Source organism: Streptomyces sp. V4I2, from assembly GCF_030817655.1.
Taxonomy (GTDB): domain Bacteria; phylum Actinomycetota; class Actinomycetes; order Streptomycetales; family Streptomycetaceae; genus Streptomyces; species Streptomyces plumbiresistens.
In genome coordinates this window covers 386,561-410,136 of sequence record NZ_JAUSZM010000003.1, presented here as the reverse complement: position 1 = coordinate 410,136, position 23,576 = coordinate 386,561, and the positions used below count along the sequence as shown (strand labels likewise).

Below are 23,576 nucleotides of genomic sequence, written 5' to 3'. Positions count from 1 at the left end.
TGCCACAACGTTCGGGAAGAAGGTGACGCGAGGGTGGTAACCAGTGATCTGATGTCCAGGGCGCGGTCCGGGGACGGCGAGGCGTTCCGGGAGCTCACCGAGCCGTACCGCCGGGAGCTGCAGGTGCACTGCTACCGGATGCTCGGATCGTTCCAGGACGCCGAAGACGTACTCCAGGACACGCTGTTGGCCGCCTGGCAAGGCTTCGCCGGGTTCGAGGGACGCGCCTCGCTGCGTACGTGGCTGTATCGGATCGCCACCAACCGGTGCCTCAACGCGCGCCGGTCGGCCGGCCGACGCCGGGCCAAGGAGTGGGACGTGCCCAATGTTGAACCCCCCGAGCCGACCCGGCTCGGCGAAGTGGTCTGGCTCGAGCCAATTCCCGACGCCCTCCTCGAGGGTGTCGTCGACGCACCGCTCGGCCCGGAGGCCCGGTACGAGCAGAGGGAATCCATCTCCCTGGCCTTCGTGACCGCCCTCCAGATCCTGCCGCCGCGCCAACTCGCCGTTCTGATCCTGCGCGACGTCCTCGCATTCCACGCCAACGAGGTGGCCGACATGCTGGACTCCAGCGTCGAGTCGGTCAAAAGCGCCCTCAAACGGGCGCGCGCCGGCCTGCAGCACCGGCGCCCCACGAGCGACGACAGTCAACCGCCGCCCGCCCCCGACTCGCCCTCCGAGGATGCGATCGTGGCGACATTCGTCCGCGCGTGGGAGTCCGCCGACGTCGACGCACTGGTGGCCCTTCTCACCGACGACGTCTTCATATCGATGCCACCGATGCCCTTCGAATACCAGGGCCGGGATGTCGTGGCCCGTTTCTACGCCGGCATCTTCCGCGCAGGTCGCAGGTTTGACCTCGTCCCCACACGAGCCAACGGTCAGCCGGCCTTCGGCTCCTACCTGCGCGCCCCCAACGGCATCAGTCATGGGACCGGCCTCTACGTCCTCACCCTCACCGGCGACCGGATCTGTGCGATGACCCGCTTCGAAAACAGCGTCCTCCCATCGTTCGGGCTACCGCGATCACTCCCAGTCCGATAGCCGGCTTCCCAGCGGATCAGCTGAGCGATCACCGGCATGCTGTTCCCGCCGGCCGAGGCCAGCATCATCGCCCGCCGGTAGCGCACGGAACTGGTTGCCCCGGCGCAGGATCTGCTACAGCCGCTGCCCGTCCTCATCGGTCAACCTGAGCACTCGCAAGGGCTGTGCCATCGCGCCGGCGGCGTAGCGGGGGAGATGCGAGCGGTAACGGCGAACCTTCACGGTCGCAGCACCAGCTCTGTGATCCCACTGCGTACCGACCATGCGCTCATGTCCCGCGCGGCTGACAGCACTAACCCAAGAAGGGTGCGGCTCCTTTCGAGGGAGCATGCTCCGTGACCGCGATGAGGTTGTCCTCAACTGTGCTGTCGGCGAGTAGGGCCGGTTACGGGTGGGCGATCAGGACGCTGTTCTCTCTGGAGGAGGCGAACCGATCTCCTTCGCCACGTCCCACACACGTGCTCCGTCGTCGTACCCCGCGGTGATGATCAGCGGTGGGCCCTGCGCCGGTCGGACCTGGCAGGCGGCGCGTACCCAGCCGTGGCCGCTGAGGAGGCCGGCGAGGTCCATGCCCAGGTCGCCGGCGCGCTCGCCGGTGAACGGGTCCCAGACGGCGGTGCCCGGTCCGTCTCCGCCGGCGACGAGGAGCGTGCGGTCCCCGGCTTCCGCCTGGCACAGGGCGTACACGGGCCCGACACCGGCGGTGAACGCCCGTGCCTCCTGCGGTGCCTCCACGTCCCACAGTCGCACGACCCCGTCCCAGCCGGAGGTGGCGAGCAGCGTGCGGTCGCCGTCGGACACCTCGCACAGGGTCCACACGGCGCGGTTGTGCGCAGTCAGCTCCAGTGCGGCATGCCCGGACTCGGCGTGCCACAGGGTCACTGTGCCGTTGCCGTGCCCGGACGCGAGCAGTGTTCGCCCGCCCGTACGCACCTGACACAGGGCGAAGGTCCACCCCCTCCGGGGGCCGGCGTCGATCGTGCGCACCAGCCGGCCGTCGCGTGGGTCCCAGATGCGTACTACGCCGTCCCGGCCCGCCGAGGCCAGCAGGTCGCGCCCCGAGACCCGCACCGTGCACAGCGCGTACACCCAGCCGCGATGACCGGGGAGGGAGGCCACCAGCGCGCCTCGGTTCTCCAGATCCCAGAGCCGGACGACCCCGTCCCGGCCGCCGGACGCCAGTAGGGGCCTGCCGTCGACGTGGACCTCGCACAGCGTACGGATCCAGGTGCGCGAGTCCGTGAGGACCGCCGTGTCCTCGAGCGTGGCCGGGTCCGCGAGCCGGATCACCTTGCGGTGCCCGGAGTACGCCACGAGTCTTTGGCCCCCGACCGTGACCTCGCAGGCCGCCTCGAACGACGGCCGGAACCGGAACCGGCCGTCCGACCGCCGGACCACCCATACGACGATCAGAACGATCAGCAGGACGATCCCTGCCACTATGCCGACGATCAACATCCGTCCTCCCCGAAATCCCCGGAGCCTTCCAGATGCGGCAACAGCCGCGGCCCCTACGGGACTTGATTTTTCCGCGTGCGTCGGGCCGGGACGATCGTGCTGTTACGTAGATCGGTTACGTAGTTTCCGCATCCGTTCGTCCGCCCCGTCTCACCCGGAGGAGGTTGTCCGTCCCACGTTGATCGACGCTCACCCGCTCGGGCCGGCGGCTCACCGTCGACGCGTGGCCGTCGACGCGGTGTGAGATCGAGGACATGAACCCACAGGTTGTCAGTGGCGTACGACAGGATGTGCGGGGGAACCAACTGTCGCGGGGGTGTGAGGGCATGACGACGGAACGGACACCGCTGGTCGGCAGAGAGGCGGAACTCGCGCGGCTCGACCGGCTGTTGGCGGATCTGGTGGGGGACGTGCCCGGCCGCCCGGCGGTGCTGGACGTCGGCGGTGAGGCGGGCATCGGCAAGAGCCGGCTGGTCCACGAGCTGTGCCTGGCCGCAGCGCGGCGCGGGGCGGCGGTGCTGCGCGGCCGGGCAACAGAGTACGAACGCCACATCCCGTTCCAGCCGTTCACCGACGCCTTCTCCGACCTCGCCCCGGAGACCGTCGAATCCTTCCCGGCGGCCGCCGAGGTCGCCCCGGTGCTCAGCGGCACTTCCCGCAGCACGGACCGCTTCCACCTGCACCGGGCCACGGCCGCCCTGTTGACCCACGCCGCCGCCTCTCCGCTGGTCGTGGTCCTGGACGACATGCACTGGGCGGACGCCGCGTCGCTGGAACTCCTCGACCATCTCGTACGGCACCCCGTGCGCGCCCGCGTCCTGCTGGTCCTCGCCCGCCGCGACCGGCAGAGCCCCGCGCCGCTCGCCGCGACCCTCACCCGCGGCACGGAGACCGGCACGGTACGGCGGACGGTCCTGGGCCCGCTCGGCGAGCGGGAGTGCGTCGAACTGCTCACCCCCGACCTGGCCCAAGACGACGCCGTACGGCTCTTCACGGCGAGCGAGGGCAACCCGCTGTACCTGCTGACCCTGCTCCAGGCACACCGCGACGGCGCGTCGGTGAGCCGGCTGTCCACGACCGGCCTCGGGGCGCTGCTGCTCGACGAGCTGACCCCGCTGACGCCGTCGCAGGGCCGGCTCGTCCAAGTGGTGGCCGCGCTGGGCGACCACGCCACGCCCGCGCTGCTCGGCCCGGTGACCGGCCACGAGCCGGGACCACTGGCCGAGGACCTCGCTGTACTGACCCGGCGCGACCTGCTGCGCACCGGCACGCACGGGCGGATCACGCTGCGCCACCCCGTGCTGCGCAGCCTCGTCCGCGACGGCACCGACCCGTGGCTGCGCACAGAGACCCACCGGCTCGTCGGCGCCGAACTCGCCCGGACCGGCGCCCCGCTGGCCGAGCGGGCCCACCACGCCGAGCAGTCGCTGTCCGGCTGGGACCCGCGGGCGGCGGCGGTGCTGGACGAGGCCGCCGAGCAGGCCGCGCAGACGGCGCCCGCGAGCAGCGCCCACTGGCTGGAGGTGGTGCTGCGGCACCTTCCGCATACGCCGGAACACGCGGGCAGACGGCGCGAGTTGATGCTCCGGCGGGCCCGGGCGCTGGGCGTGGGCGGCCGGCTGCGGGAGAGCCGGGACCTGCTGCACCAGGTGATCGCCCTGCCCGACCCGGGCGACGGGACCGGGTCGCGGGCGTCCGCTGTCGTGCTGTGCGCCGTCATGGAGCGCCATCTGGGGCGTTACGCGGAGGCGGTCGCCCTGCTCCGCCGCGAGTTGCACCGCACTGATCCCGTGCCGTCGCTCGCCGACCAGGTGGCGCTGGGCCTGGAGCTGGGCTCCTCGGCCCCGCACGACACCTCCTACCCGGCGGTGCGCTCCGAGGTGGCACACACCCTGGAGGTGGCCCGCTCCCTCGGGGACGAGACGGGGGTGGCGGGTGCGCTGAGCGTCGCGGCCCTGGGAGAGGCGTACGAGGGGGAGACGGCCGCGGCGGACGACTTCACCCGCCGGGCGGCGGCCCTCGTGGACTCGCTGCCGGACAGCGATCTGACCGGCCTGTGCGAGCCGCTGGTACGGCTGGCCTGGGCGGAGGCGTTCCTGGAGCGCTTCGCCGACGCCGAGCGGCACGCCGATCGCGGTCTGGCCATAGCCCGCCGCACCGGCCAGCTCTATCTCCTGCCCCACCTTCTGCTGTGCAAGACACACGTGCGCACCCAGACCTGCCGGCTCGCGTCGGCGGTGGAACTGTCCGAGGAGGCCGAAGACATCGCCCGCGGCATCGGCAGTGACGAACTGCTCGCCTTCGTCCTCGCGACCAGGGCCCACGCCCTGGTTGACGCCTGCCCACCCGGCGATCCGCGGCCACTGGCCACCGCCGAGGAGGCGGTGGCCGCGGCGGGTCTGGGCGTCAACTGGTGGGCGTCCATTGCTTGGTGTGTACTCGGCTACGCGGCACTCACCGCCGGCGACCCGGCTCGTGCCCGGGAGGCGGTGCTGCGTGCCGGCGGCCCCGGCCTGCGGCGGTTGCAGCCCTCCATGCGTCCGCTGTTCCTGGAGGTCCTGGTGACCGCCGCCGTCACCATGGGTGACCTGGACGCGGCGAAGGACTGGGCCGAGCGGGCCCACGAGGAGGCCGAGCGGCTCGATCTGCCCGTGCAGCGTGCCTCGGCCATGCGCAGCGCCGCGCAGATACGCCTCGGTCTCGGTGACGACAGAGCGGCGGCGGACCTGTTCGTGGCGGCGGCCGACGAGAGCGCCCGCAGCGGAGGGGTGTTCTGGGAGGCGTTCTCCCTGCTCTTCGGCGCCTCCCTGCTGGCGGCGGACCCGGGCGGTTCGCGGCGCGGGCAGGCGGCCTGGCACCGGGGGCGGCGGCTCGCCGTGGCCGGGGGCTGCGGGATGCTGACCGGTCTTGCCGAGGCGGTCGGCCCGGCGGTGGCCGCCGCCGACGGGCCCGAACGCCGCCTCGCCGAGCTGACCGCCCGCGAACGGGAGATCGCCGACCTCGTCGCCGACGGCCTCACCAGCCCGGCGATCGCCGAACGACTCTGCCTGAGCCGCCGCACGGTCGAGACGCACATCTCCCGGGTCTACCGCAAGACGGGAGTCTCATCGCGGGCAGCTCTGGCAGGCCTGATGGCGGGACGCACGCCGAGGCCTTCCTTGAGAGGTTGAGCCACGCACGGTTCGAGCCGCGGATACCGAAGCCCTGTGCATCAGCCACAAGCCACAAGCCACAAGCCACAAGACTGTGTGAGCGAGCGGCGGTGTTGGTGTGCCAGACCGGTCAGCTGCCCCGCCCGACCTAACTACCGTGACTCGCACCGTCCACGCGCCTACCAGGTCCGGCCCTCCTGGGCGCCCGACCTGGGCACCAGGAGCGAAGCGCCGGTCGACGTGTCGCTCGTGAGACGCGTCGCCACCTGCGCACCCCTGCTCGCCGAGGAACTGGTCGAGGCCGTCTACTCCCTGCCCCACCAAGTCGTCAGCGACGGCGACCTGTTCGCCCTGAGCTCAGCTTGCTGCTACCGAGATCGCTGAACTGCTGCGTGCTGAGGGTGAACCGCTAGCCGAAGTGGTCGCTGACCTGCCCTACCAATCATCTGGCTGAGCTTTCACCTGATGGCCTCGAACGATGCCCCGAACGTGATCGCCCGTACGGGCATTACCGGGACGCGAACACGGCCTCCGTCTGATCCTGTGCTCCGACCATTGCGACTGTCCGGACGCTTACGACCCGGACGTCGCTTCGTCGGGAGTAAGCAAGGGATGCACCCCAGGAGATGGCCTGCTCGACGTGTCAGAACGCTCTCGTAGCTGTCGGGCCCGCGCAGCCTCACATCTGGGATCTCAGTACGTCGACTTCACAGCCCGGCGCGGTCGGGTCGAAGCCGTGCTCGACCAGCCAGCGAACCGCCAGCAGGCTTCGCAACGACCACCACGCGCGGATCACGTCGAGGTCGACGTCGGTGCCATAGCCGGCGAGGATGTCGCCGAGGTGCTCCTCGTGTCCGAGCGTCAAGGTGGCGAGGTCGAACAGGGCATCACCCTGGCCCGCCTCGGACCAGTCGATGATGCCCGTGATCTCGTCGCCGTCGACGAACACGTGAGTGATCTGCAGGTCGCCGTGCGTGAACACCGGAGTCCACGGCCGGAGCGCGGCATCGGCGACCTGGCGGTTGCGGGTGACCAGGTCGGCGGGCAGGACGCCGTTCGTCACGAGCCGCTCGCACTCGCCGTCGAGATCCGCCGCCAACTTGTCGAGGTCCCGGCCTGCCCGGCCGGGCCAGGGCGGCAACGGCGCGTCGTGCAGCTTCCGGATGGCGGCACCCGCCGCGGCCCACGCCGCCGGAGACGCGGTCGACGGCTCGCCGAGGCGGCCGAGCGCCGTCCCCGGGACCGCGGCGATCGCGAGGACGGGCGGCTTGCGCCACAGAACCTTCGGGGTCGGGACCGGCACCAGGGCCATCGCCTCGACCTCGACGTCGATGCGCGCCTGATCGGCGTCCACCTTCAGAAACACGTCGCCGACGCGCAGGGTCGCGCGCTCGGAATGGGCGACGACGACTTTGACCTCATCCATGGGCGACCAGTATCCCGGGGATGATCGTCGACGTCGCCGGGTTTATCGCGGGCGATTGCACGGCCGACCGCGTCCCGCTACCCGGCGGCCTCGTGCGCGACACCGACCGCCGACGACGTCAAGCCCACCACTTTTGTTGGGAGCCCTTGGGTGAGGCCTAGTTGAGGTAGTCGGCCACCAGGGCGGCGAATTCGTCCGGGGTGGCCAGGCGGATCGCGAGATCCTCGGCCTTGGCTCGCTTGGACCCCGCGCCGTCGCCGGCGACGACGAGAGAGGTCTTCTTGGAGACGCTGGAGGACGAGCGACCGCCGGCGCGTTCGATGAGCTCGTTCATCTGGTTGCGGCTGAGCTTCTCCAGGGGGCCGGTCATCGCGCCAGTGACGACCACGGTCATCCCGGCCAGTGGTCCGCCCACACCCTCGGTGTTCTCGTCGGCCTCGCCGGTATCACCGTCGGACGAGGCGGGTGGGGTGGCGCCGGGTTCCGTCATGTTCACCCCGGCGGCAGCGAGTTTGTCGATGAGCGGGGCGAGTTCGGCGAGCTCGGCGACGATCGAGGGGGCCTTCTCGGTGCCGATGCCCTCGACCTGCTGCATCGATTCCGCGTTGGCGGCGCGGATGTTGTCCATGCTGGCGAAGCGCCTCGCGATACGGCGGGACATGGAGCGGCCGGTGCCGCGGACCCCGAGCGCGCACAGCACCCGCGACAACGGCTGGCCCTTGGCCGCGGCGATGGCGGCGAGGAGGTTGTCGGTGCTGGTTACACCCATGCGCTCCAGGCCCATCAGCTGCTCGCGGGTCAGGGTGAACAGGTCGGCGAGATCGGCGACGAGGCCGGCATCGACGAGCTGGACGACGCGGGTGTGACCGAGGCCTTCGATGTCGAGCTGGTCGCGGCCGGCTGCGTAGGACAGAGCGGCCACCAGATGGCAGTTGCGTCCGTTCTCACAGCGCCAGCGCTGCTCGCCGGTGTTGATGCCGGCCCCGCAGCGCGGACACGCCTCGGGGAAGGCGATGGGCTGTTCGTCACCGGTGCGCAGGTGGGCGACGGGGGCCTCGATGCGGGGAATGACGTCGCCGGCCCGATGCACCATGACATGGTCGCCCAGACGCAGGTCGCGGCGGGTGATGTCGGCCGGATTGTGGAGGGTGGCATACGTGATGGTGGCGCCGTCGATCTCGACCGGTTCCAGGACGGCACGCGGGGCGATGATGCCGGTGCGGCCGACGTTCCACTCCACCTCAAGCAGCCGGGTGATCTTCTCGACGGCCGGCAGCTTGTAGGCGATCGCCCAACGCGGAGCACGCGAACCCGATCCTGCCGACTGCTGGTCGGCGGCCAGGTCGGCCTTGATGACGATCCCGTCGATACCGAACGGCAGCTCGGCCCGCAGGGCGGCGATCTCCTGCACGCGGGCCAGCACCTGCTCGACGGTGTCGGCGGTGATGCCGGGTACCGCGGTGGTGGCGGTGGTGTTCACCCCGTATGCGGCGGCCTGAACCATGAGGTCGCTGTGCGCGAGCTCGCCCAGCCGCGGGGCGAGCGCCTTCTCGGTGTTGGGCAGGGGCAGCAGACCGTAGCCGAAAAACGTCATCGGCACCGTGTAGGCGCGCTCCTTGGCGCGCAGGCTGCCGGCCGCGGCGCCGCGCGGGTTGGCGAACGGCTGCCCGCCGTGCGCGGTGCGCACCTCGTTGGCGTGCTCGAACTGAGCGGTCGTCATGAGGACTTCGCCGCGGACTTCCACGGTGACCGGCTCGGCGAGTTCATGCGGCAGACCCTCGATGGTGCCGATCGCATGCGAGACATGTTCCCCGGCCGTCCCGTCCCCGCGTGTGATCAGCTGTCTCAGGCGACCGCCTGCGTAACGGGCGGCAACCGCGAGCCCGTCCAGCTTCGGCTCGACGCTGAACCGCTCGACCTCGTGGCCGATGCGCCGGGCCAGGGAGGCGCTCCAGGTGGTGAACTCCTCCGGGGAGAACACGTTGTCCAGACTCAGCATCGCCACTGTGTGCGGGACATCGCCTTCCACGGCACCGCCGGCGACCTTGCCTGTCGGGGAGTTGGGCAGCACCTGATCGGGATGTTCGGTTTCCCATGCGGCGATGCCTCGCACCAGCCGGTCGTAGGCGTCATCGTCCAAGGCCGACGTCCCACCGGTGTAGTAGGCGGCCGACGCCGTCACCGCGTCTTCGACCGCCTGCGCATAGGCGGCGGCATCCGTGATCACAGCTGCAGGTGTTGTCATGCCCGTCATCCTGCCTGCCACCACTGACAACGGCCGATGCCGCGGGACGGAAGAACGACCGTGAAGAAGACAAGGGCAGAGGCCGCGCAGCCCCTGGCCGCACCTCTCAGCGCCAGCATGCGAAGCGGCGCATGCACTCGCAAGCCGCAGGTAGCGAATACGGCGGCGTCACGCCCGAGGAATGGGCCGACTTCGAGGAGCACTTCGACAAGCGCAAGGTCGAGCTCGGTAACTGCGCTCGCCCTTACGGATCACCGTGTCAGCACGAGCACGCCTGCATCCGATGTCCGATGCTGCAGGTCAATCCGAGGATGCTGTCCCGGCTCGCCGAGATCGAGAAAGACCTGATGCTCCGTCGGAAACGTGCGGAAGAGGAGCGATGGCTCGGCGAGATCGAAGGGATCGACATGACCCTGACGTTCATCCGAGGCAAGCAGGCCGAAGTCGCGCGGCTCAACAGCCGATCGCCGGTGGCCCTCGGATTCCCGACTCCCCGGCCCCACCGCGAATGACAGCCAGTTAGATCGGGCTCGCGAAGGGCAGGCCGACCCGTTCGATGCGAGCTTGTGGCGGGACGGTCGCTGAGGTGGTCTCGGTTGGTCAGCCAGCTGTCGGGCTCTGCGGGACCTGCGCTCGCGTGAACCCGTGGCTCCGCTCCACTTTCGCCACATGCAGCGTGTAGTTCTGGTACCACTCGTCTTGCCCGCGCTTCTGCGCCGCGCGGTGCTCGGTGTTGGTCCGCCACTCCGTGAGGGCATCGGCGTCGCGGAAGTAGCTGACGGTGATGCCCAGCCCGCCAGGAGTCTGTGCGTGGTCCATCCCCAGATACCCGGGGACGTCCTTCACCAAGTCTTCCAGCCGTGCGTTGGTCTCGCTGTAGCCGCTCTGGTCCTGGGTTCGTACCGTAGTGAAGACAGCCACGTAGTAGGGGGGTTCATAGGCCCGGACGGGCACGACAGGCGCTTCCGCGCGATTACTCATGGCGCCACCGTAAGGCGGGATGCGCCGCCGCGCGTACACCTCTATTTCGATCTTCATCCGCGGGTCGGCGAGACCGCACATGAGCATCGTGGCGGCCGGCCGAACATCGCCGAAGTAGCGGCGCAGGACCGGCCAGCAGGGTTCGAAGTCTTCTCGGTCGGGCAGTAGGTAGCGCACGCGCACCACGTCGGCAACGGTGCACTTCGCCTCGGCCAGGGCGGCCTCGATGTTGCGCAGGCACTGCTTGGCCTGCTCCACCATGTCGTCGGAGATCGTCATGGTGACGTAGTCGAACCCGGTCGTCCCGGACACATGCACCCAGTCGCCGTCGACCACAGCACGGGCATAGCCGATCTGCTCCTCAAAGGTCGAGCCGCTGAGGATCGCGCGTCGCTCTGTCATGCGCCGAACGCTAAATGACCAGCATTAGTACGTCTAATACAGCCGCATGCATGACCTGATATCTCTAGGCGTATGGAGCGCCCCGAACTCCCCCTACCGCAGCTGCACGCCTTCGTCGCGCTCGCAGAGGAACTCCACTTCGGCCACGCGGCCGCCCGCCTGGGCATCGCCCAGCCGCCGCTGAGCCAGCAGATCCGCCGCCTAGAGGACAAGGTCGGCCACGCGCTGTTCACCCGCGCCCCAGGGCGTGTCACCCTGACCCCAGCCGGCAGCGAACTGCTGCCCGCCGCCCGGCGGGCGCTCACCTCTCTCGCGGACGGCCTGGCCGCAGCCCGGGCCGTCGGGAGTGGCAGTGCCGGCCGCCTACGGATCGGCTTCGCCGCCTCCCTCGCCCTGACGATCCTGCCCGGCCTGCTGCGCACCTTCCGTCAACAGTTTCCTGGCGTGCACCTGGACATCCACGAGATGACCACCGCTCCGCAGATCGCCGCCCTGCATGGCAAGACCATCGACATCGGTCTACTACGCGAACCGCCCACTGACGAGACGGAGCTCGGCTTCAGGACGGTACTCAGCGAGCCTTTCGTGGCCGTGCTGCCGGCCACCCATCCTCTGGCCGCCCAACGGACCGTACTGCTTGCACAGTTGGCGGACTCGCCCTTCGTGCTGCTGCCCCGCATGGTCGGCCCGTCACTGCATGACCAGATCATCGGCCTGTGCACCGCAGCAGGTTTCATACCGCAGGTAGTCCAGCACGCAGTGGAGTGGCAAACCGTGTGCGCCCTTGTGGAAACCGGTCTGGGCGTCTCCCTGGCCCCGGCGAGCATCCGACGGATCCGCCTCAAAGGCGTCGCCTTCCGCAGGATCGAACCCGGCACCGCCCGCACACGAGTGGCCGTCGCGTGGCGCGAAAACGACCATAATCCTCTGGTCACACGCTTGCTGGCGACCATCAGCCAAGATCCGCCGAACAGCACACCTAGCCGCTCGTCGGGCTGATGGCATGAACACAATGGACGATCCTTTGGGCAGCCTACGCTCTCACGCATCACCCGCCGCGTCGCCTTGCAACGTGCAGAGAAGGAAGAAGATCAGGCATGCGCAAACCGTGGATGCCGCCGTCGTCGGCAACACCGGACCGGCCGCGCGGCCGCGGGCACTCGCGGGACGCCTACCCGACGGACGTATCGCGCTCACCCGGCCGAGCGGCCGCTCACCGAGCACCACGGCTGGCGCGAGCACAAGCGCCGTCAGTCCTCCCGGCGGATCTGCGTCGAGCACGCGAATGCAGAAGTACGCCAGCGGCGCCCACTCCAGCGATACACCGGCCGCCGCGGGCTCATGATCAATCGCGGGGGAGCCCGTTAGCGGGCCAGTAGGTCCTGGATCGCCGCCGTGATCTCGTCGGGTGCCTCCTCGGCCATGAAGTGCCCCGCCCGGGTCAGCCGGTGGTCCAGGTCCGGCGCCCACGCCTTCCATACCGCGGCAGCGTCGTAGCCCAGCTGCGCGCCCCAGTCCTGCTGGATGACCGTCACGGGCATGGCCAGCTGCGACCCGGCGTCCAGGTCCGCTTGGTCGTGCGCGACGTCGATGCCCGCCGAGGCCCGATAGTCCGCGACAATCGACGTCACCGCCGCGGCGCTCGCCCGCAGGTACTCGGCACGCACGTCCTCCGGCATGGCGGTCGGGTCGTTTGCCCAGGCGTCGAGGAACGAGCCGAAGAACGCGTCCGCGCTGTTGGCGATCATCGCCTCCGGCAGGCCTGGCGGCTGCGCCATGAGGAAGAGGTGGTAGCCGACCGCCGCCGAGGCGCCGTGCAGGATGTTCCACATGTCGAGCGTCGGCACGATGTCGAGGATGCCCAGGTGCGTGATGGTCTCGGGATGGTCCAGTCCCGCCCGGAAGGCGACCAGGGCGCCCCGGTCGTGGCCGACGAGGGCGAAGCGCTCGTGGCCGAGGGCCGCCGCCAGGGTCACGACGTCGGCGGCCATGGTGCGCTTGGCGTACACGTCGGGACCGGTGACCGTCGGCTTGTCGCTGGCGCCGTAGCCACGCAGGTCAGGACAGATCAACGTGTGCTCGGCGGCGAGCCGCTCGGCGACATGTCGCCACATCAGGTGGGTCTGGGGGAAACCGTGCAACAGCACGACCGGACTGCCGCTGCCGCCGACAGCGGCAGCCAGCTCCACACCGTCCGCACCGGGCAGGCGGATGTGATCGAAGCCGGGAATGGTGAGCGTCATGGAAGGCCGTCTTTTCGGGTGGGGGACTGGACCGGATCAGCCTGGGGGACGGCGATCAGCAGCCGATCAGTACGGTTGGGCGCAGCCGATCCCTGGCACAGAGGATGGGGGCATGCGAATCGACGTGCTCGGTGCCGTGCGGGCCTTCCGCGACGACGGCAGTCCGGTTGACCTGGGTGGACCCCGCCATCGCGAGGTACTCGCCCGGCTCGTCGCCGCCGAGGGACGGATGGTCACCACCGACAGTCTTGTCGACGACCTGTGGACCGACCCGCCGGCCCGCGCCGTGGGCGCTTTGCGTACGTTCGTCGCCGCGCTGCGCCGCGCCCTCGAACCCGACCGGCCGCCCCGCGATCCGCCGCGCGTACTCGTCACCGAAGGCCCCGGCTACGCGCTGCGCCTGCCGCGCGAGGACGTGGACGTCCATCGGTTCCAGGACACCCTGGCCCGAGCCCGGCGCAACCCCGACGCGGTGACCGACCTCGGCGCGGTACTCGCGGACTGGCGTGGCCCCGCCTACGCCGATGTGACCGGCTCCGCATGGGCGCAGCGCGAGCGGACCCGACTGGAGGAGCTGAGGTTGGAGGGGGCGGAACTGCGCGCCCGCATCCTCCTCGACTCCGGGGAAGGGGCCGATCTCGTCGCCGAACTGGGTGCCCACATCACCGAACATCCGTGGCGCGAGCCGGCCTGGGGGCTGCTTGCCCGCGCGCTCTATCGCGCGGGCCGCCAGGCCGACGCGCTGGCCACCCTCCGCCGGGCCCGCGCGATGCTCATTGATCAACTCGGGCTCGACCCTGGTGCCGACCTCCAACGCCTGGAGACGGACATCCTCAAGGGGTACGTGCCCCCCGAAGGCGCACGTACCGCGTGGACCGGCCATGGGGTCCGTCTCGGCCCGCGCACCACCGTGGATCTGGCCCGCACCCTCGCACTGGCGGGGGGCGACGCCCTCGTCCACTCGCGGCGCGACCGCCTCGCCGCCGTCCAGGCGGCGGAACGCACGGGAGACCTCTCCCTGACCGCCCGGATCATCGGCGCCTACGATGTGCCCGCCATCTGGAGCCGGGCCGACGACCCCGAGCAGTCCCGCGCCGTCGTCGCGGCTGCCGAGCGCACGCTCACCGCACTCGGCCCCGACGGCCCCGCCGACCTGCCCGCCCGCCTCCTGGCCACGGTCGCCGTCGAGAGCCGCAGCGCCGATCTGTCCAGGACCGAGCTGCAGCGCGCGCAGCAGGCGGCACAGCAGGCCGAGGCGCTGGCACGGGACCTGGCCGATCCCGCCCTGCTGGCGTTCGCCCTCAACGGGGTGTTCCTGCACTCTTTCACCCGCCCCGGGCTCGCGGCGGTACGGGACCGGATCGGCGCCGAGATCCTCGACCTGGCCACCCGGCACGAGCTGCCGAACTTCGCCGTACTCGGCCGACTCGTCCGCCTGCAATCCGCCTCGGCCCTCGGCGACCTCAACGCCGCAACCTCGCACGCCAAGGCAGCCGAACAACTCGCCGCTACCATCGAGGCGCCCCTCGTCTTGGTCCTCACCGGGTGGTTCCGGGCACGGGTCACAGCCGCCCGCAGCGCCGAACCCGGCGGACCGACCGCCGCCACGGCCGCAGCCCACTACCGCGCTGCCGAGGACGCCCTGCAGACGGCCGGAATGCCGGGGCTGCACTGTGGCCTGTTCCCGCTCGCCCTACTGGGGCTGCGCCTCCTGCACGACCGGCCCGCGCCCACCGACCCGCACCTCGACTGGGGCCCGTACCGCCCCTGGGCGCGACCCCTCGTGCTGCTCGCCCAGGAGCGAGTCGAGGAGGCCCGTGCCGCCCTCAACGCGGTGCCCGAACCACCGCGAGACCACATGCAGGAGGCACTGTGGTGCCTGACCGCCCGCGCCGCCGTACGCCTCGGCGAGCGCGGAATCGCCGCACGCGCCGAGGCTGCCCTGCGCAACGCCCGTGCCGAACACGCCGGCGCCGCCAGCGGAATGCTGACGCTGGGCCCGGTGGCGCGCTACCTGGCGGAGGCGGAGGCATGCGCCCGAGCGGGGTGAGCGACCGCAACACGCGAACCCCGAGCTCGTGCGCGCCCGCCCCACGGCCCGGCGTGATCAGGTCTCCAGGGCTCAGAGGGCGTCCATTGCTGCCGCCAGGCGGTCGGTGACGGTCTCGGCGTCGGCCGCTGTCGAGTCTTGGAAGAACGGTCTGTGCCGCCCCGAGGCTCACGAACTCCTCAAAGTCGCCCCCACCCCTGCCAAGGCCGCCCGGTTAACCCGTCCACAGCTGCAACCTGTCATGTTCCGCGCCGCACATGCCCACCCGGAACGTCCGTCCGAGCCCATCGACCACCACGACCTGGTGCTGCAACCCCGGGACGTCACCTTCGACTGGGGCACCCCCCGCTGCACTGGCTGCCGGGTGAGCCCTTCGCGACCCACACCTGCGACGTGCTCCACCTCATGCTCCCCGAGCTCGAACGCTGGTTCGTGCGCACCTTCGAGCAGGCACTGCCACTGATCACCGATGACCGGCTGCGCGAGGACGTACGCGGCTTCATCGGCCAGGAAGCGAAGCACGCCTAGGCGCACCAGGAGGTCCTGGAGCACCTGCTCACCAAGGGGCTGGACCCGGCTCCGTACACCCTGAAGTCCGAATGGATCTTCCGAAGGGTGCTCGGAGACCGGCCGGAGCTGACGCCGGCCACCACACACGCGCACCTCCTCCAACGGCTCGCCCTCATAGCGGCCTTCGAGCACTTCACCGCGTACATGGGTCACTGGATTCTCAGCAACGGGCACCTGGACCAAGCCGGCGCGGACCCCGCGATGCTCGATCTGTTCCGCTGGCGCGGCGCGGAGGAGGTCGAAGACCGTTCGGTCGCGTACGACCTGCTGGTGCACCTCGATCCCCGGTACCGGCGCCGAGTGGTCGGCATGCTCGTCACCGCTCCGGTGCTGACCCGGCTATGGATCCGCGGAGTCCGCTTCCTGATGAGCGCCGACCCCGAACTCGACGACCGGGTCAAGGTCCGTTTCCGCGACTACCTGGCCGCGGCCCGCAGGACCTGTTGCCCCGGCCGGGCGCGTTCGCCCGCTCGGTGCTGCGCTACTTCCGCCCCGGCCACCACCCGACCCAGGAGGGCTCGACCCAGCAGGCGGTCGCCTACCTGGCAGCGTCCCCCGCTGCCCGAGCGGCTGCCCGATGACCCGGGCGGTGAGACGTCCCATGGGACAGCGGCCAGATCCAGCGGCACGTCGCCTCGAGAGCCACCAGGTCGGCCACCGGGCGCAGCGCGAACGGTTGACGGGACATCACTTGGCTGCAGAGCCTCGGGGCACCGCGCCGGGCACCCTCGGGGCAGGCGCCCGCCCGGTCGGGACAGATGATCTCCATGCCGGCGTGGCGGATCAGCCAGGGGGCCAGCGGCCCGGCGTCACGCGTCGGGAGCACATCGACCACACGGTGGTCTTCGACGCTGGTCAAGAGGGTGGAGTAGGTCTGGCCTCGACGGATCGCGAAGTTGTCCACGCCCAGCACACGCGGAGTACTGAACTGCGGATCGGGCAATGCCATGGCCCCGCCTAACTTCTCCTTCCCGCACCGAGAGCCCAGCTGGGCAGCCGGCCGAGCGCCGGCCCGCCCGGCCGGCGCGAGCCCCACTCGCTCCAGGGCGTGGTTGAACCGAGCGGTGAACCGTGCGTGCGGAGCGGCCACTGCGCGAACGGCTCGACGAGCGTCCGGCGCTTCATCCGCCGAGCCGCAGATGAAGCGCCGGACCGGCAGACGGATCACAGAGGCAGTCCCTCGCAATCGGCACCGAGGTAACGCTCCGCGACCGCGGGCGCTCATCAAGGCGGTGCGCTCGGTGAGCAGCGCGGATGAGTCGCGCTGGTTGGAGTGGAGGTCCGATCTGGACGTGTCGAAGCCGGTGGAGGGCTTTCGCCATTGCCAGGGGGATGGCTCGACGACCGGGAATCCGACGGTCCCAGCGGACAGGTTTATCGCGAGGCGCTGGCGACCGGCGCGGTGATCTCCGGCCGTCGGACCTTCGAACTCGCCGGGCGTTGGCAGGGAGACCATCACGACGGTGTGCCGATCTTCGTCCTCATCCACCATGTGGATGACGGGGACGTGCCACCCGGCCACGCGCGATTCGTCACCGACGTCGAGGACTGCGCCCGTCAGGCTCGCGCGGCCGCCGGGGACCGGCCGGTCATGGTCCATGGGGCGGGCGCGGCCCAAGCCCTGCTCCGAGCCGGACAGATCGACGAGATGGAGATCCACCTGGTGCAGGTCCTCCTCGGGGACGGTCGACGGCTGTTCGACCACCTCGGTGGTGATTACATCGAACTCGACCTCGTCCGGCGGCTCGAGGACCGAGACGTCACGCACCTCCGCTACCGGGTGCGCCGACCCGATGAGGCCGCATGAAGACGCTCTTCGTCGGCTACCGCGTCACCGACCTGGACCGCTCGCTCGCCTTCTACACGGCCTTGGGCTACGTCGAGCTGGGCAGGGTCGACGGCGGGGACGGGAGTCACCTCGTGATCCTCAAGTTCCCCGGCGAACCGGCGGCCTCCCTCGAACTGGTCCACCGCCCCGGTGACGGACGCGTCGACGTGGGCAGCGGCTTCGACCACCTCGCGATCCAGGTGGACACACTGGCCGCCACCCTGGAAAGGCTGACCGAAGCCGGCCTGGAGCCGGGACCTGTCCAGTACCCGGGCGGGCCTCGCGGTCCGAAGACGTCGTGGCTCACCGACCCGGATGGCTACCGGATCGAGTTTGGTGGAGTGGCCGCCTGGACACCCCGACGGCATCACCGCCGCGGACTTCTCCTGAGCGGTCCGGTGAGTGGAGTGAAGAAGCTTTGCTCCGGGGCGGTCTGCTGTAGCGGTGCTGAGGCGCGATCCAGAACTTTCGGAGTTCGGCGGTCTGAGGATGTCGAGAACGTGCCACCGGCTCCGTCCCAGGCCCATCAGCGGCCACCACCGGCCGCACGAGGAAGAAGGAGAAACGAGCATGGCGATTCAGCGCATGGACAACGTCGGCATCGTCGTCGAGGACATGGAGGCCGCCATCGCGTTCTTCGTGGAACTCGGTATGGAGCTGGAGGGCCGGGCGGAGGTCGAGGGGCTGGTCGCCGACCAGTGCACCGGACTCGACGGCGTTCGCTGTGACATCGCGATGGTCCGGACCCCGGACGGTCACAGCCGGCTCGAGCTGGCGAAGTACCTCAGCCCCGCGGTGATCAGCGCCGGGCCGCGTAACCGGCCGCACAACATTTTGGGCACGCACCGCGTCATGTTCGCCGTCGACGACCTTGAGGACACCGTTGCCCGCCTGCGCCCTCACGGGGCCGAACTCGTCGGCGAGATCGCCCGGTTCGAGGACAGCTACCTGCTCTGCTACGTCCGCGGTCCGGAGGGCATCATCGTCGGGCTGGCCGAGCAGCTGCGCTGAGAAGGAGGAACCGATCCATGCGGCCGAACGGGATCATCGAGGTTCTGAACCGCCCGATCAGCCAGGAGCTGCCGGCCATCGGGGGCCTCCGCACGGCACGAGCGGAGAAGCAGCACGGCCACGCCGCAACGCCTGCAACTCCCGCTTCCCTTTCGCGCATCCTCGGCCTCGGATGAGCGCGAACCGGACACCACGCGACTACGTCGAAGCCCTGGCCCCCGGACCAGCGATGAAGGGACCACGACTGCGGTGTCAGTGGGCTGAAGTATCCTTCCCGCCGTCGCGCACCGACTGGGAGGATCAAGAGAATTGACTGGCATGTCTGCTTTCCCGCTGCCCTTTCGTACGTCCCGTTCTATATCGTTTGCCACACCCCGAACGCTGCGGGAACTTCAGATGATGCAGTGCAGCTCACACGTCCGGGCGAAGCCGGGGTGGTTCGACAAGATGCACGATGCCGACATCGTCGCCAGGTGGACGCAAGAAGCGGTCGCCCAAGGCCTAACCGAAGCGCAGGTTCGTTACGTGCTGGCCGAACTCCGTCATTACGCCGCGCTGCGGGACGGAAGAACCGGTGTCGAGGTGTCCGCCGTTGACGGGGTGTGGCAGTCGGACACCTTGGTCGACGACAAGCTCAGATCCCGGCTGCGCGAGGCGGTTCAGGTGCTGGAACAGGTCCCCGAAGCAGAGCAGGACTGGCATCCCGGATCCGACGGCCAGGTACTGGATCTGGTCCATCCTTCACTGTTCTGCCTGGTCAGAGAGATGAGCGGTGCGCCCGCACGGGCTTGGCAGAACCCGACGGACCGCTACTCGAAGTACGAGTTCTCGGAAAAGTTCCAGTGGCTGCCCACGGACGTCGACGTCAGTGACGACGGCGATGTCACCTTCCGCTCGTACGTCAACAACGTCCATCCCGAGACTCATCGCGAACTGGCCTCCGTCCTACCGGACTTGTTCGCACGCTTCCGCCCGCTGTTGGAGAATGTCCTCACCGATCTGCGCCATCCGCGGCCCCTGCGGATCGAGGCCGATCCTTACGGGTGGTACGACTCGGAGCCCGAGTATCCGGAGAAGTCCTCCCACAGTGATGACGAGGCCTACGCGGAAGCCCTCCGTGCATGGGAAGAGGCCCATGAGGACTGGTGGGAGAACCGCCGCCCGGTCATTCCGGACGCCCCGGAATTCACCCCGCCCGCGTTGCCCGAGGAATCCGTTCGTGTCGACCTGCGCGGCTGCCGTCTCCAGGTCATCGTCAAGCTCGCCACCATTCAACTCACCCCGGACAAGCCGGAATACCCGGGCGGTTCCTGGCATGTCGAGGGGATGATGAACGAGCGGATCGTCTCGACCGGCATCTACTACTGGGACAGCGAGAACATCACCGAGAGCCGGCTGAGTTTTCGGGCGGCACTTGACGACCCCAACTACGAACAGAACGACGACAACGGTCTGCGTGAGGTCTACGGCCTGGAGGACGAAGACGCGCTGAACCAGATGCTGGGATCGGCCTCGACCCCAGCGGTTCGCTGCCTGGCGTTCCCGAACGTCCTGCAACACCGCGTCGGTTCATTCCGCCTCACGGACCCCACCCGCCCGGGGTATCGCAAAATTCTCGCGTTCTTCCTGGTCGACCCATCGGAGAAGATCGTCTCGACGTCCGATGTGCCACCGCAACAACCATGGTCCGGCACCTCGACCATGACGCTCGAACAGGCTAAGGACTACCGCGACCAACTCATGCAGGAACGCAAGTTCTTCGTCGACGAGCACAACGAGCAGGTCTACGAACGAGAATTTTCCCTCTGCGAGCACTGAATCTTCTGTCCTGAATATGTGCAGGTCAGGGAGGCGTGGACGGCCTGGGTGACAGTGTCGATGCGGCGGGTGGAGCCTGTGGCCCGCCGGAGCGGCCGCCGGGTTTTCAGCTGGGCGTGAGCACGGTTGAACTCCTGGAGGTGAGAGGTGCCAGGGCCGTTCGCGGTGGTGGTAGCAGTGCGAACGGGGGCGCCGGCTCACTGGCAGGCCCGGTCCCAGTGCTCTGTTTGGGACGGGAGTTGGGGTTGGTGCAGGAACGGACCTCTGTCGACGGACACTTCCGTGTCAGTGAGCTTCTTCAGCGTTGCCGCTCCAGGGTGAGGACGGCTTTGGCGTTTGACGTCATGCGGTTGGGACTGCACCGGGATCTGAGGAAGATGCGCCAGGACTTCAGCCGCGCAACACCGCGCTCGACCGGTGCCCGTGCCACGGACAGCGCCCGGTTGACGGTCTTCTCGGTCTGGGCGAGTTCCTGCAGGGGCTTGCGCTTGATGCCGGTACTCACCCAGGGACCGCCACCCTGGTAGGCGAGATCGGCCAGGATGGGGATGCCCTGGCGCTCACAGATGCGGATGATCCGGTGGGTGCGAGCAGCGGTCAGGTCGTGAGTGCGGCCCGGCAGGGCGGGCGAGAGCCACAGCAGCCGGCCGCCCGGATCCGTGACCACCTGCAGGTTCACCCCGTGCCGGCGGTGTTTGGCCGAGTAGTCGGCCCGTCCGTCGCCGACCCGGTCGCACTCGGCGAGCGTGCCGTCCAGCAGGGCGAAGTCCGCATCGGCCTCGCGCAGGACCTTCAGCAGGACCGGCGCGCGTTCGGCGAGCAGGTGGATGACCGCGCTGGTGTAGGCGTGGGCGGTGGACTCGCTGATCCCGAACCCGGCAGCGATCTTCGCCAGGGTGGTGTGTTCGCGCAGGTACACCACTGCCACCATCGCGCGCTGGGACGGGCGGAGCTTGCAGCGCCGGTCACCCTCGCGGGTGACGGCGAGCATGGTTACCCATTCCACGAGTGCATGGGGCAGGTCGAGTCCGGCAGGATAGATGACCAACGAGGCCCCCGAGCAGCGTGGTTGAGACGTCAGACACCTCGATCAACAGCCCGGGGGCCTCGCTCGTTGCGCTGCATGGACCGTCACCTGTTTGGTGGCCAACTCGAAGAAGCTCAGTGGTCACTGACGTCTCTGGTATCACTCCTGCGTCGTTTCTCCGTCATGTTCGGCTCACTTCTTACGGAACCAACTACCGCTACTGAGGTTTCCGTCCTAGGGTGACCGTGATCTCGCCGGTGGGTGTATCCCGGTGTCATGCGGTATCCCGATGGGGGTGGCCTGACCGCGAAGCAGCGGACTCAGCGGGAGCAAGTGCGGTTCGAGGCCGCCGAGTTATTCACGCAAGGGGTGGCGCCGCCGCAGGTCGCGCGGCGGTTACGGGTCTCTCGTAAGTCCGCTTACGCCTGGCATGCCCGCTGGCGTGAGGGCGGTGTGGAGGCGCTGCGGTCCAAGGGGCCGTCGGGGCAGCCCTCCCGGATGAAGCCCATCTGGCGGGAGTGGCTGGCCACGGAGTTGGAGAAGGGGCCGGCCGCGCACGGTTGGGTGGAGGACCAGCGGTGGACGCTGGACCGCATCGCCATGGTGATCGCGAGGCGCTTCCATGTCCGCTTCAGTGCGGCGCAGACCTGGCGCATCCTGTACCAGATGGGCTGGACGGTGCAGGCCCCGGCGCGCCGGGCCGCCGAACGCGACGAGGACGCCGTGGCCACGTGGATCAAGGAGACGTGGCCAGGGGCGTTGCGTGAACAGGATTCGTCCGGTTCGCTGGTCTTGTGATTGACGTGGCGTCATGTCCGTTGTGTGGCAGGGGAACCCGAACAGCAGAGCAGGCACGGTGCCGGTGATCATGTGGTTGTCGAGACCCATGAGAACCGAGCGAGACCGTGCCTGCCCGAACATCATCGTTCATCCCCGCCGCGCTGGAGCAACTGGGTTCCCAGACGGCTTCGTTCGCTCCGGACGAGGTCGTTGACCTGCGTCGTTTCCTAAGTCGGGTGCCCGATCCACGCGATGTCCGCGGGCGGAGATATCCAGCGGCTGCGTTGCTGTGCGCGGCTGTCGCAGCAGTACTGACGGGAGCGCGCTCGCTCCTTGCGATCAGCGAGTGGATCACGGACGCTCCGCAGCAGGTCCTGGGCACCTTCGGCTTCGCCATCGACCCGCTCACCGGTTTCCGGCCCGTGCCGCACGCCGCCACCGTGCGCCGTTTGCTGCACCGCATCGACGGCGACGCGCTGGACGCGGCACTCTGCGCATATCTGCAGGCTCGAACGCCGCTCGTGTCCCAGCCGGAGGCGAAGCGCACGGTGCGGCGAGTGATCGCCGTCGACGGCAAGGTGGTCCGCGGCTCGCGCACCAGGACTGCCACCGCGATCCAGCTGCTGGCTGCGATGGACCACCACGGCGTGGTCCTGGCCCAGCGGCAGATCGCTGCCAAGAGCAACGAAATCCCCTCCTTCCAGCCGTTGTTGGGCCCACTCGACCTGGAGAATGCCGTGCTGACCACCGATGCCCTGCACACCCAGCACGATCACGGCGCCTATCTGATCGGCCGTGGTGCCCACTACGTGGCTGTCGTCAAGAAGAACCATCCCGGCCTGTATGCCCAGGTCGCAGAGCTGCCCTGGCGGGACATCCCGCTCGGGCACCGCGCCCGTGAGCGGGCCCACCACCGTGACGAAGTCCGCCGTCTCAAAGGCGCCGCGTTCTCTCACCTCGACTACCCCGGCGCCCGCCAGGCGATCCAAGTCGTGCGTTGGCGAAGGGAGATGAGCACGGGCAAACTGACCATCGAGCGCGTCTACCTGATCACGAGCCTGAGCGTCTTCGATGCCACCTGCGCCGAACTCGCCACCTGGATCAGAGGCCACTGGGGCATCGAGAACCTCCTGCACCACGTGCGTGACCGCACCCTTCGCGAAGACGACTCCAAGATCCGTACCGGCACACTGCCCCGCGCCATGGCCAGCCTGCGGAACCCCGCCATCAGCGTCTTCCGCCAGGACGGCAAGACCAACATCGCTGCCGCCCTCCGCCACACAAGTCGCGACTACCGCCGGCCCCTACGGATCCTCGGGCTCACGTGACGAACCCGGACACATCTCGATCATGCAATGCCCCTGGGCTCGCCGCCTGGCGCGGATGGCAAAGGAGAAGGCCGGTCCCCACCCTTCGCGAGCGCGGGGAGCAAGAAGTAGATCCCCAGATCCTGTAAGCGGACATCCTGGTCCAGACATCGAAGGCTTCAGGCGCGTGAGCAGCTCGGCATGCCTCAGGACAGGCGCCCGTACGCCAGGCGG

The 23,576-nt window shown here is 69.3% G+C and carries 17 protein-coding genes and 4 pseudogenes; 13 read left to right on the top strand and 8 right to left on the bottom strand.

Annotation, left to right across the window (positions count from 1 at the left end; genetic code table 11):
* The first annotated feature begins 33 nt into the window (after positions 1-33).
* Positions 34-1,044 (top strand): sigma-70 family RNA polymerase sigma factor, encoded by a 1,011-nt coding sequence (locus tag QFZ76_RS02570; protein WP_307672137.1) that lies wholly within the window; start codon positions 34-36, stop codon positions 1,042-1,044.
* A gap of 11 nt (positions 1,045-1,055) precedes the next feature.
* Here QFZ76_RS02570 and QFZ76_RS02565 read toward each other — a convergent pair.
* Together QFZ76_RS02565 and QFZ76_RS02560 are read right to left on the bottom strand one after the other, a co-directional pair.
* A pseudogene (locus tag QFZ76_RS02565) lies at positions 1,056-1,215 on the bottom strand (IS630 family transposase); the annotation flags it as partial.
* 228 nt (positions 1,216-1,443) lie between these two features.
* Positions 1,444-2,484, bottom strand: coding sequence for a WD40 repeat domain-containing protein (locus QFZ76_RS02560; RefSeq protein WP_307672136.1), 1,041 nt, complete (start codon positions 2,482-2,484; stop codon positions 1,444-1,446).
* A gap of 344 nt (positions 2,485-2,828) precedes the next feature.
* Here QFZ76_RS02560 and QFZ76_RS02555 point away from each other — a divergent pair, with 344 nt between their 5' ends.
* Both QFZ76_RS02555 and QFZ76_RS02550 read left to right on the top strand, forming a co-directional pair.
* The gene (locus QFZ76_RS02555) at positions 2,829-5,672 is read left to right on the top strand and encodes a LuxR family transcriptional regulator (protein ID WP_307672135.1); all 2,844 of its coding nucleotides are present in this window, start codon (positions 2,829-2,831) and stop codon (positions 5,670-5,672) included.
* Positions 5,673-5,903: 231 nt separating this feature from the next.
* A complete protein-coding gene (locus tag QFZ76_RS02550; RefSeq protein WP_307672134.1) occupies positions 5,904-6,038 on the top strand; it encodes a hypothetical protein in 135 nt (44 codons plus the stop codon).
* A 295-nt stretch (positions 6,039-6,333) separates the two neighbouring features.
* Here the strand turns inward: QFZ76_RS02550 and QFZ76_RS02545 are convergent, their stop codons facing one another.
* Both QFZ76_RS02545 and ligA read right to left on the bottom strand, forming a co-directional pair.
* Positions 6,334-7,080, bottom strand: a complete 747-nt coding sequence (locus QFZ76_RS02545; protein WP_307672133.1) for a phosphotransferase family protein — start codon at positions 7,078-7,080, stop codon at positions 6,334-6,336.
* 157 nt (positions 7,081-7,237) lie between these two features.
* Positions 7,238-9,325, bottom strand: coding sequence for an NAD-dependent DNA ligase LigA (gene ligA, locus QFZ76_RS02540; protein WP_307672132.1), 2,088 nt, complete (start codon positions 9,323-9,325; stop codon positions 7,238-7,240).
* 131 nt (positions 9,326-9,456) lie between these two features.
* On the opposite strand from ligA, the gene QFZ76_RS02535 reads away from it, so the two are divergent.
* Positions 9,457-9,837 carry a hypothetical protein gene (locus tag QFZ76_RS02535; RefSeq protein WP_307672131.1) on the top strand — a complete coding sequence of 127 codons (381 nt, stop codon included), beginning with the start codon at positions 9,457-9,459 and terminating at the stop codon, positions 9,835-9,837.
* An 88-nt stretch (positions 9,838-9,925) separates the two neighbouring features.
* Here the strand turns inward: QFZ76_RS02535 and QFZ76_RS02530 are convergent, their stop codons facing one another.
* Together QFZ76_RS02530 and QFZ76_RS02525 are read right to left on the bottom strand one after the other, a co-directional pair.
* A complete protein-coding gene (locus QFZ76_RS02530; RefSeq protein WP_307679910.1) occupies positions 9,926-10,306 on the bottom strand; it encodes an antibiotic biosynthesis monooxygenase in 381 nt (126 codons plus the stop codon).
* Between the two features lie 87 nt (positions 10,307-10,393).
* Positions 10,394-10,708: pseudogene (locus tag QFZ76_RS02525) on the bottom strand (RidA family protein); the annotation flags it as partial.
* Positions 10,709-10,780: 72 nt separating this feature from the next.
* On the opposite strand from QFZ76_RS02525, the gene QFZ76_RS02520 reads away from it, so the two are divergent.
* On the top strand, positions 10,781-11,707 hold the full coding sequence (locus QFZ76_RS02520) for a LysR family transcriptional regulator (protein WP_307672130.1): 927 nt from the start codon (positions 10,781-10,783) through the stop codon (positions 11,705-11,707).
* Positions 11,708-12,072: 365 nt separating this feature from the next.
* Here QFZ76_RS02520 and QFZ76_RS02515 read toward each other — a convergent pair whose 3' ends face one another.
* On the bottom strand, positions 12,073-12,951 hold the full coding sequence (locus QFZ76_RS02515; RefSeq protein ID WP_307672129.1) for an alpha/beta fold hydrolase: 879 nt from the start codon (positions 12,949-12,951) through the stop codon (positions 12,073-12,075).
* 112 nt (positions 12,952-13,063) lie between these two features.
* Between QFZ76_RS02515 and QFZ76_RS02510 the strand changes: the two genes are divergently transcribed.
* The 6 genes and pseudogenes from QFZ76_RS02510 to QFZ76_RS02485 all read left to right on the top strand — a co-directional run bounded on the left by QFZ76_RS02510 (position 13,064) and on the right by QFZ76_RS02485 (position 20,228).
* Positions 13,064-15,001 carry an AfsR/SARP family transcriptional regulator gene (locus tag QFZ76_RS02510; protein WP_307672128.1) on the top strand — a complete coding sequence of 646 codons (1,938 nt, stop codon included), beginning with the start codon at positions 13,064-13,066 and terminating at the stop codon, positions 14,999-15,001.
* 153 nt (positions 15,002-15,154) lie between these two features.
* A pseudogene (locus QFZ76_RS02505) lies at positions 15,155-16,333 on the top strand (metal-dependent hydrolase).
* 559 nt (positions 16,334-16,892) lie between these two features.
* Complete coding sequence (locus tag QFZ76_RS02500) at positions 16,893-17,378, top strand: dihydrofolate reductase family protein (RefSeq protein WP_373464252.1); 486 nt, start codon at positions 16,893-16,895, stop codon at positions 17,376-17,378.
* Positions 17,375-17,789, top strand: a pseudogene (locus QFZ76_RS02495) (VOC family protein). The gene QFZ76_RS02500 and the pseudogene QFZ76_RS02495 overlap by 4 nt, the downstream one beginning before the upstream one ends.
* Before the next feature lie 180 nt (positions 17,790-17,969).
* Positions 17,970-18,410: a VOC family protein gene (locus QFZ76_RS02490; RefSeq protein ID WP_307672126.1), complete on the top strand. Its 441-nt coding sequence runs from the start codon at positions 17,970-17,972 to the stop codon at positions 18,408-18,410.
* Between the two features lie 318 nt (positions 18,411-18,728).
* Positions 18,729-20,228, top strand: a complete 1,500-nt coding sequence (locus QFZ76_RS02485) for a DUF4246 domain-containing protein (RefSeq protein WP_373464251.1) — start codon at positions 18,729-18,731, stop codon at positions 20,226-20,228.
* Between the two features lie 298 nt (positions 20,229-20,526).
* On the opposite strand, the gene QFZ76_RS02480 is transcribed toward QFZ76_RS02485, so the two are convergent.
* Positions 20,527-21,276 carry a transposase family protein gene (locus QFZ76_RS02480; RefSeq protein WP_307672124.1) on the bottom strand — a complete coding sequence of 250 codons (750 nt, stop codon included), beginning with the start codon at positions 21,274-21,276 and terminating at the stop codon, positions 20,527-20,529.
* 255 nt (positions 21,277-21,531) lie between these two features.
* Between QFZ76_RS02480 and QFZ76_RS02475 the strand changes: the two genes are divergently transcribed.
* Positions 21,532-22,053: a winged helix-turn-helix domain-containing protein gene (locus QFZ76_RS02475; protein ID WP_307672123.1), complete on the top strand. Its 522-nt coding sequence runs from the start codon at positions 21,532-21,534 to the stop codon at positions 22,051-22,053.
* A 218-nt stretch (positions 22,054-22,271) separates the two neighbouring features.
* Positions 22,272-23,363: an ISAs1 family transposase gene (locus QFZ76_RS02470; RefSeq protein WP_307672122.1), complete on the top strand. Its 1,092-nt coding sequence runs from the start codon at positions 22,272-22,274 to the stop codon at positions 23,361-23,363.
* Positions 23,364-23,576: the final 213 nt, after the last annotated feature.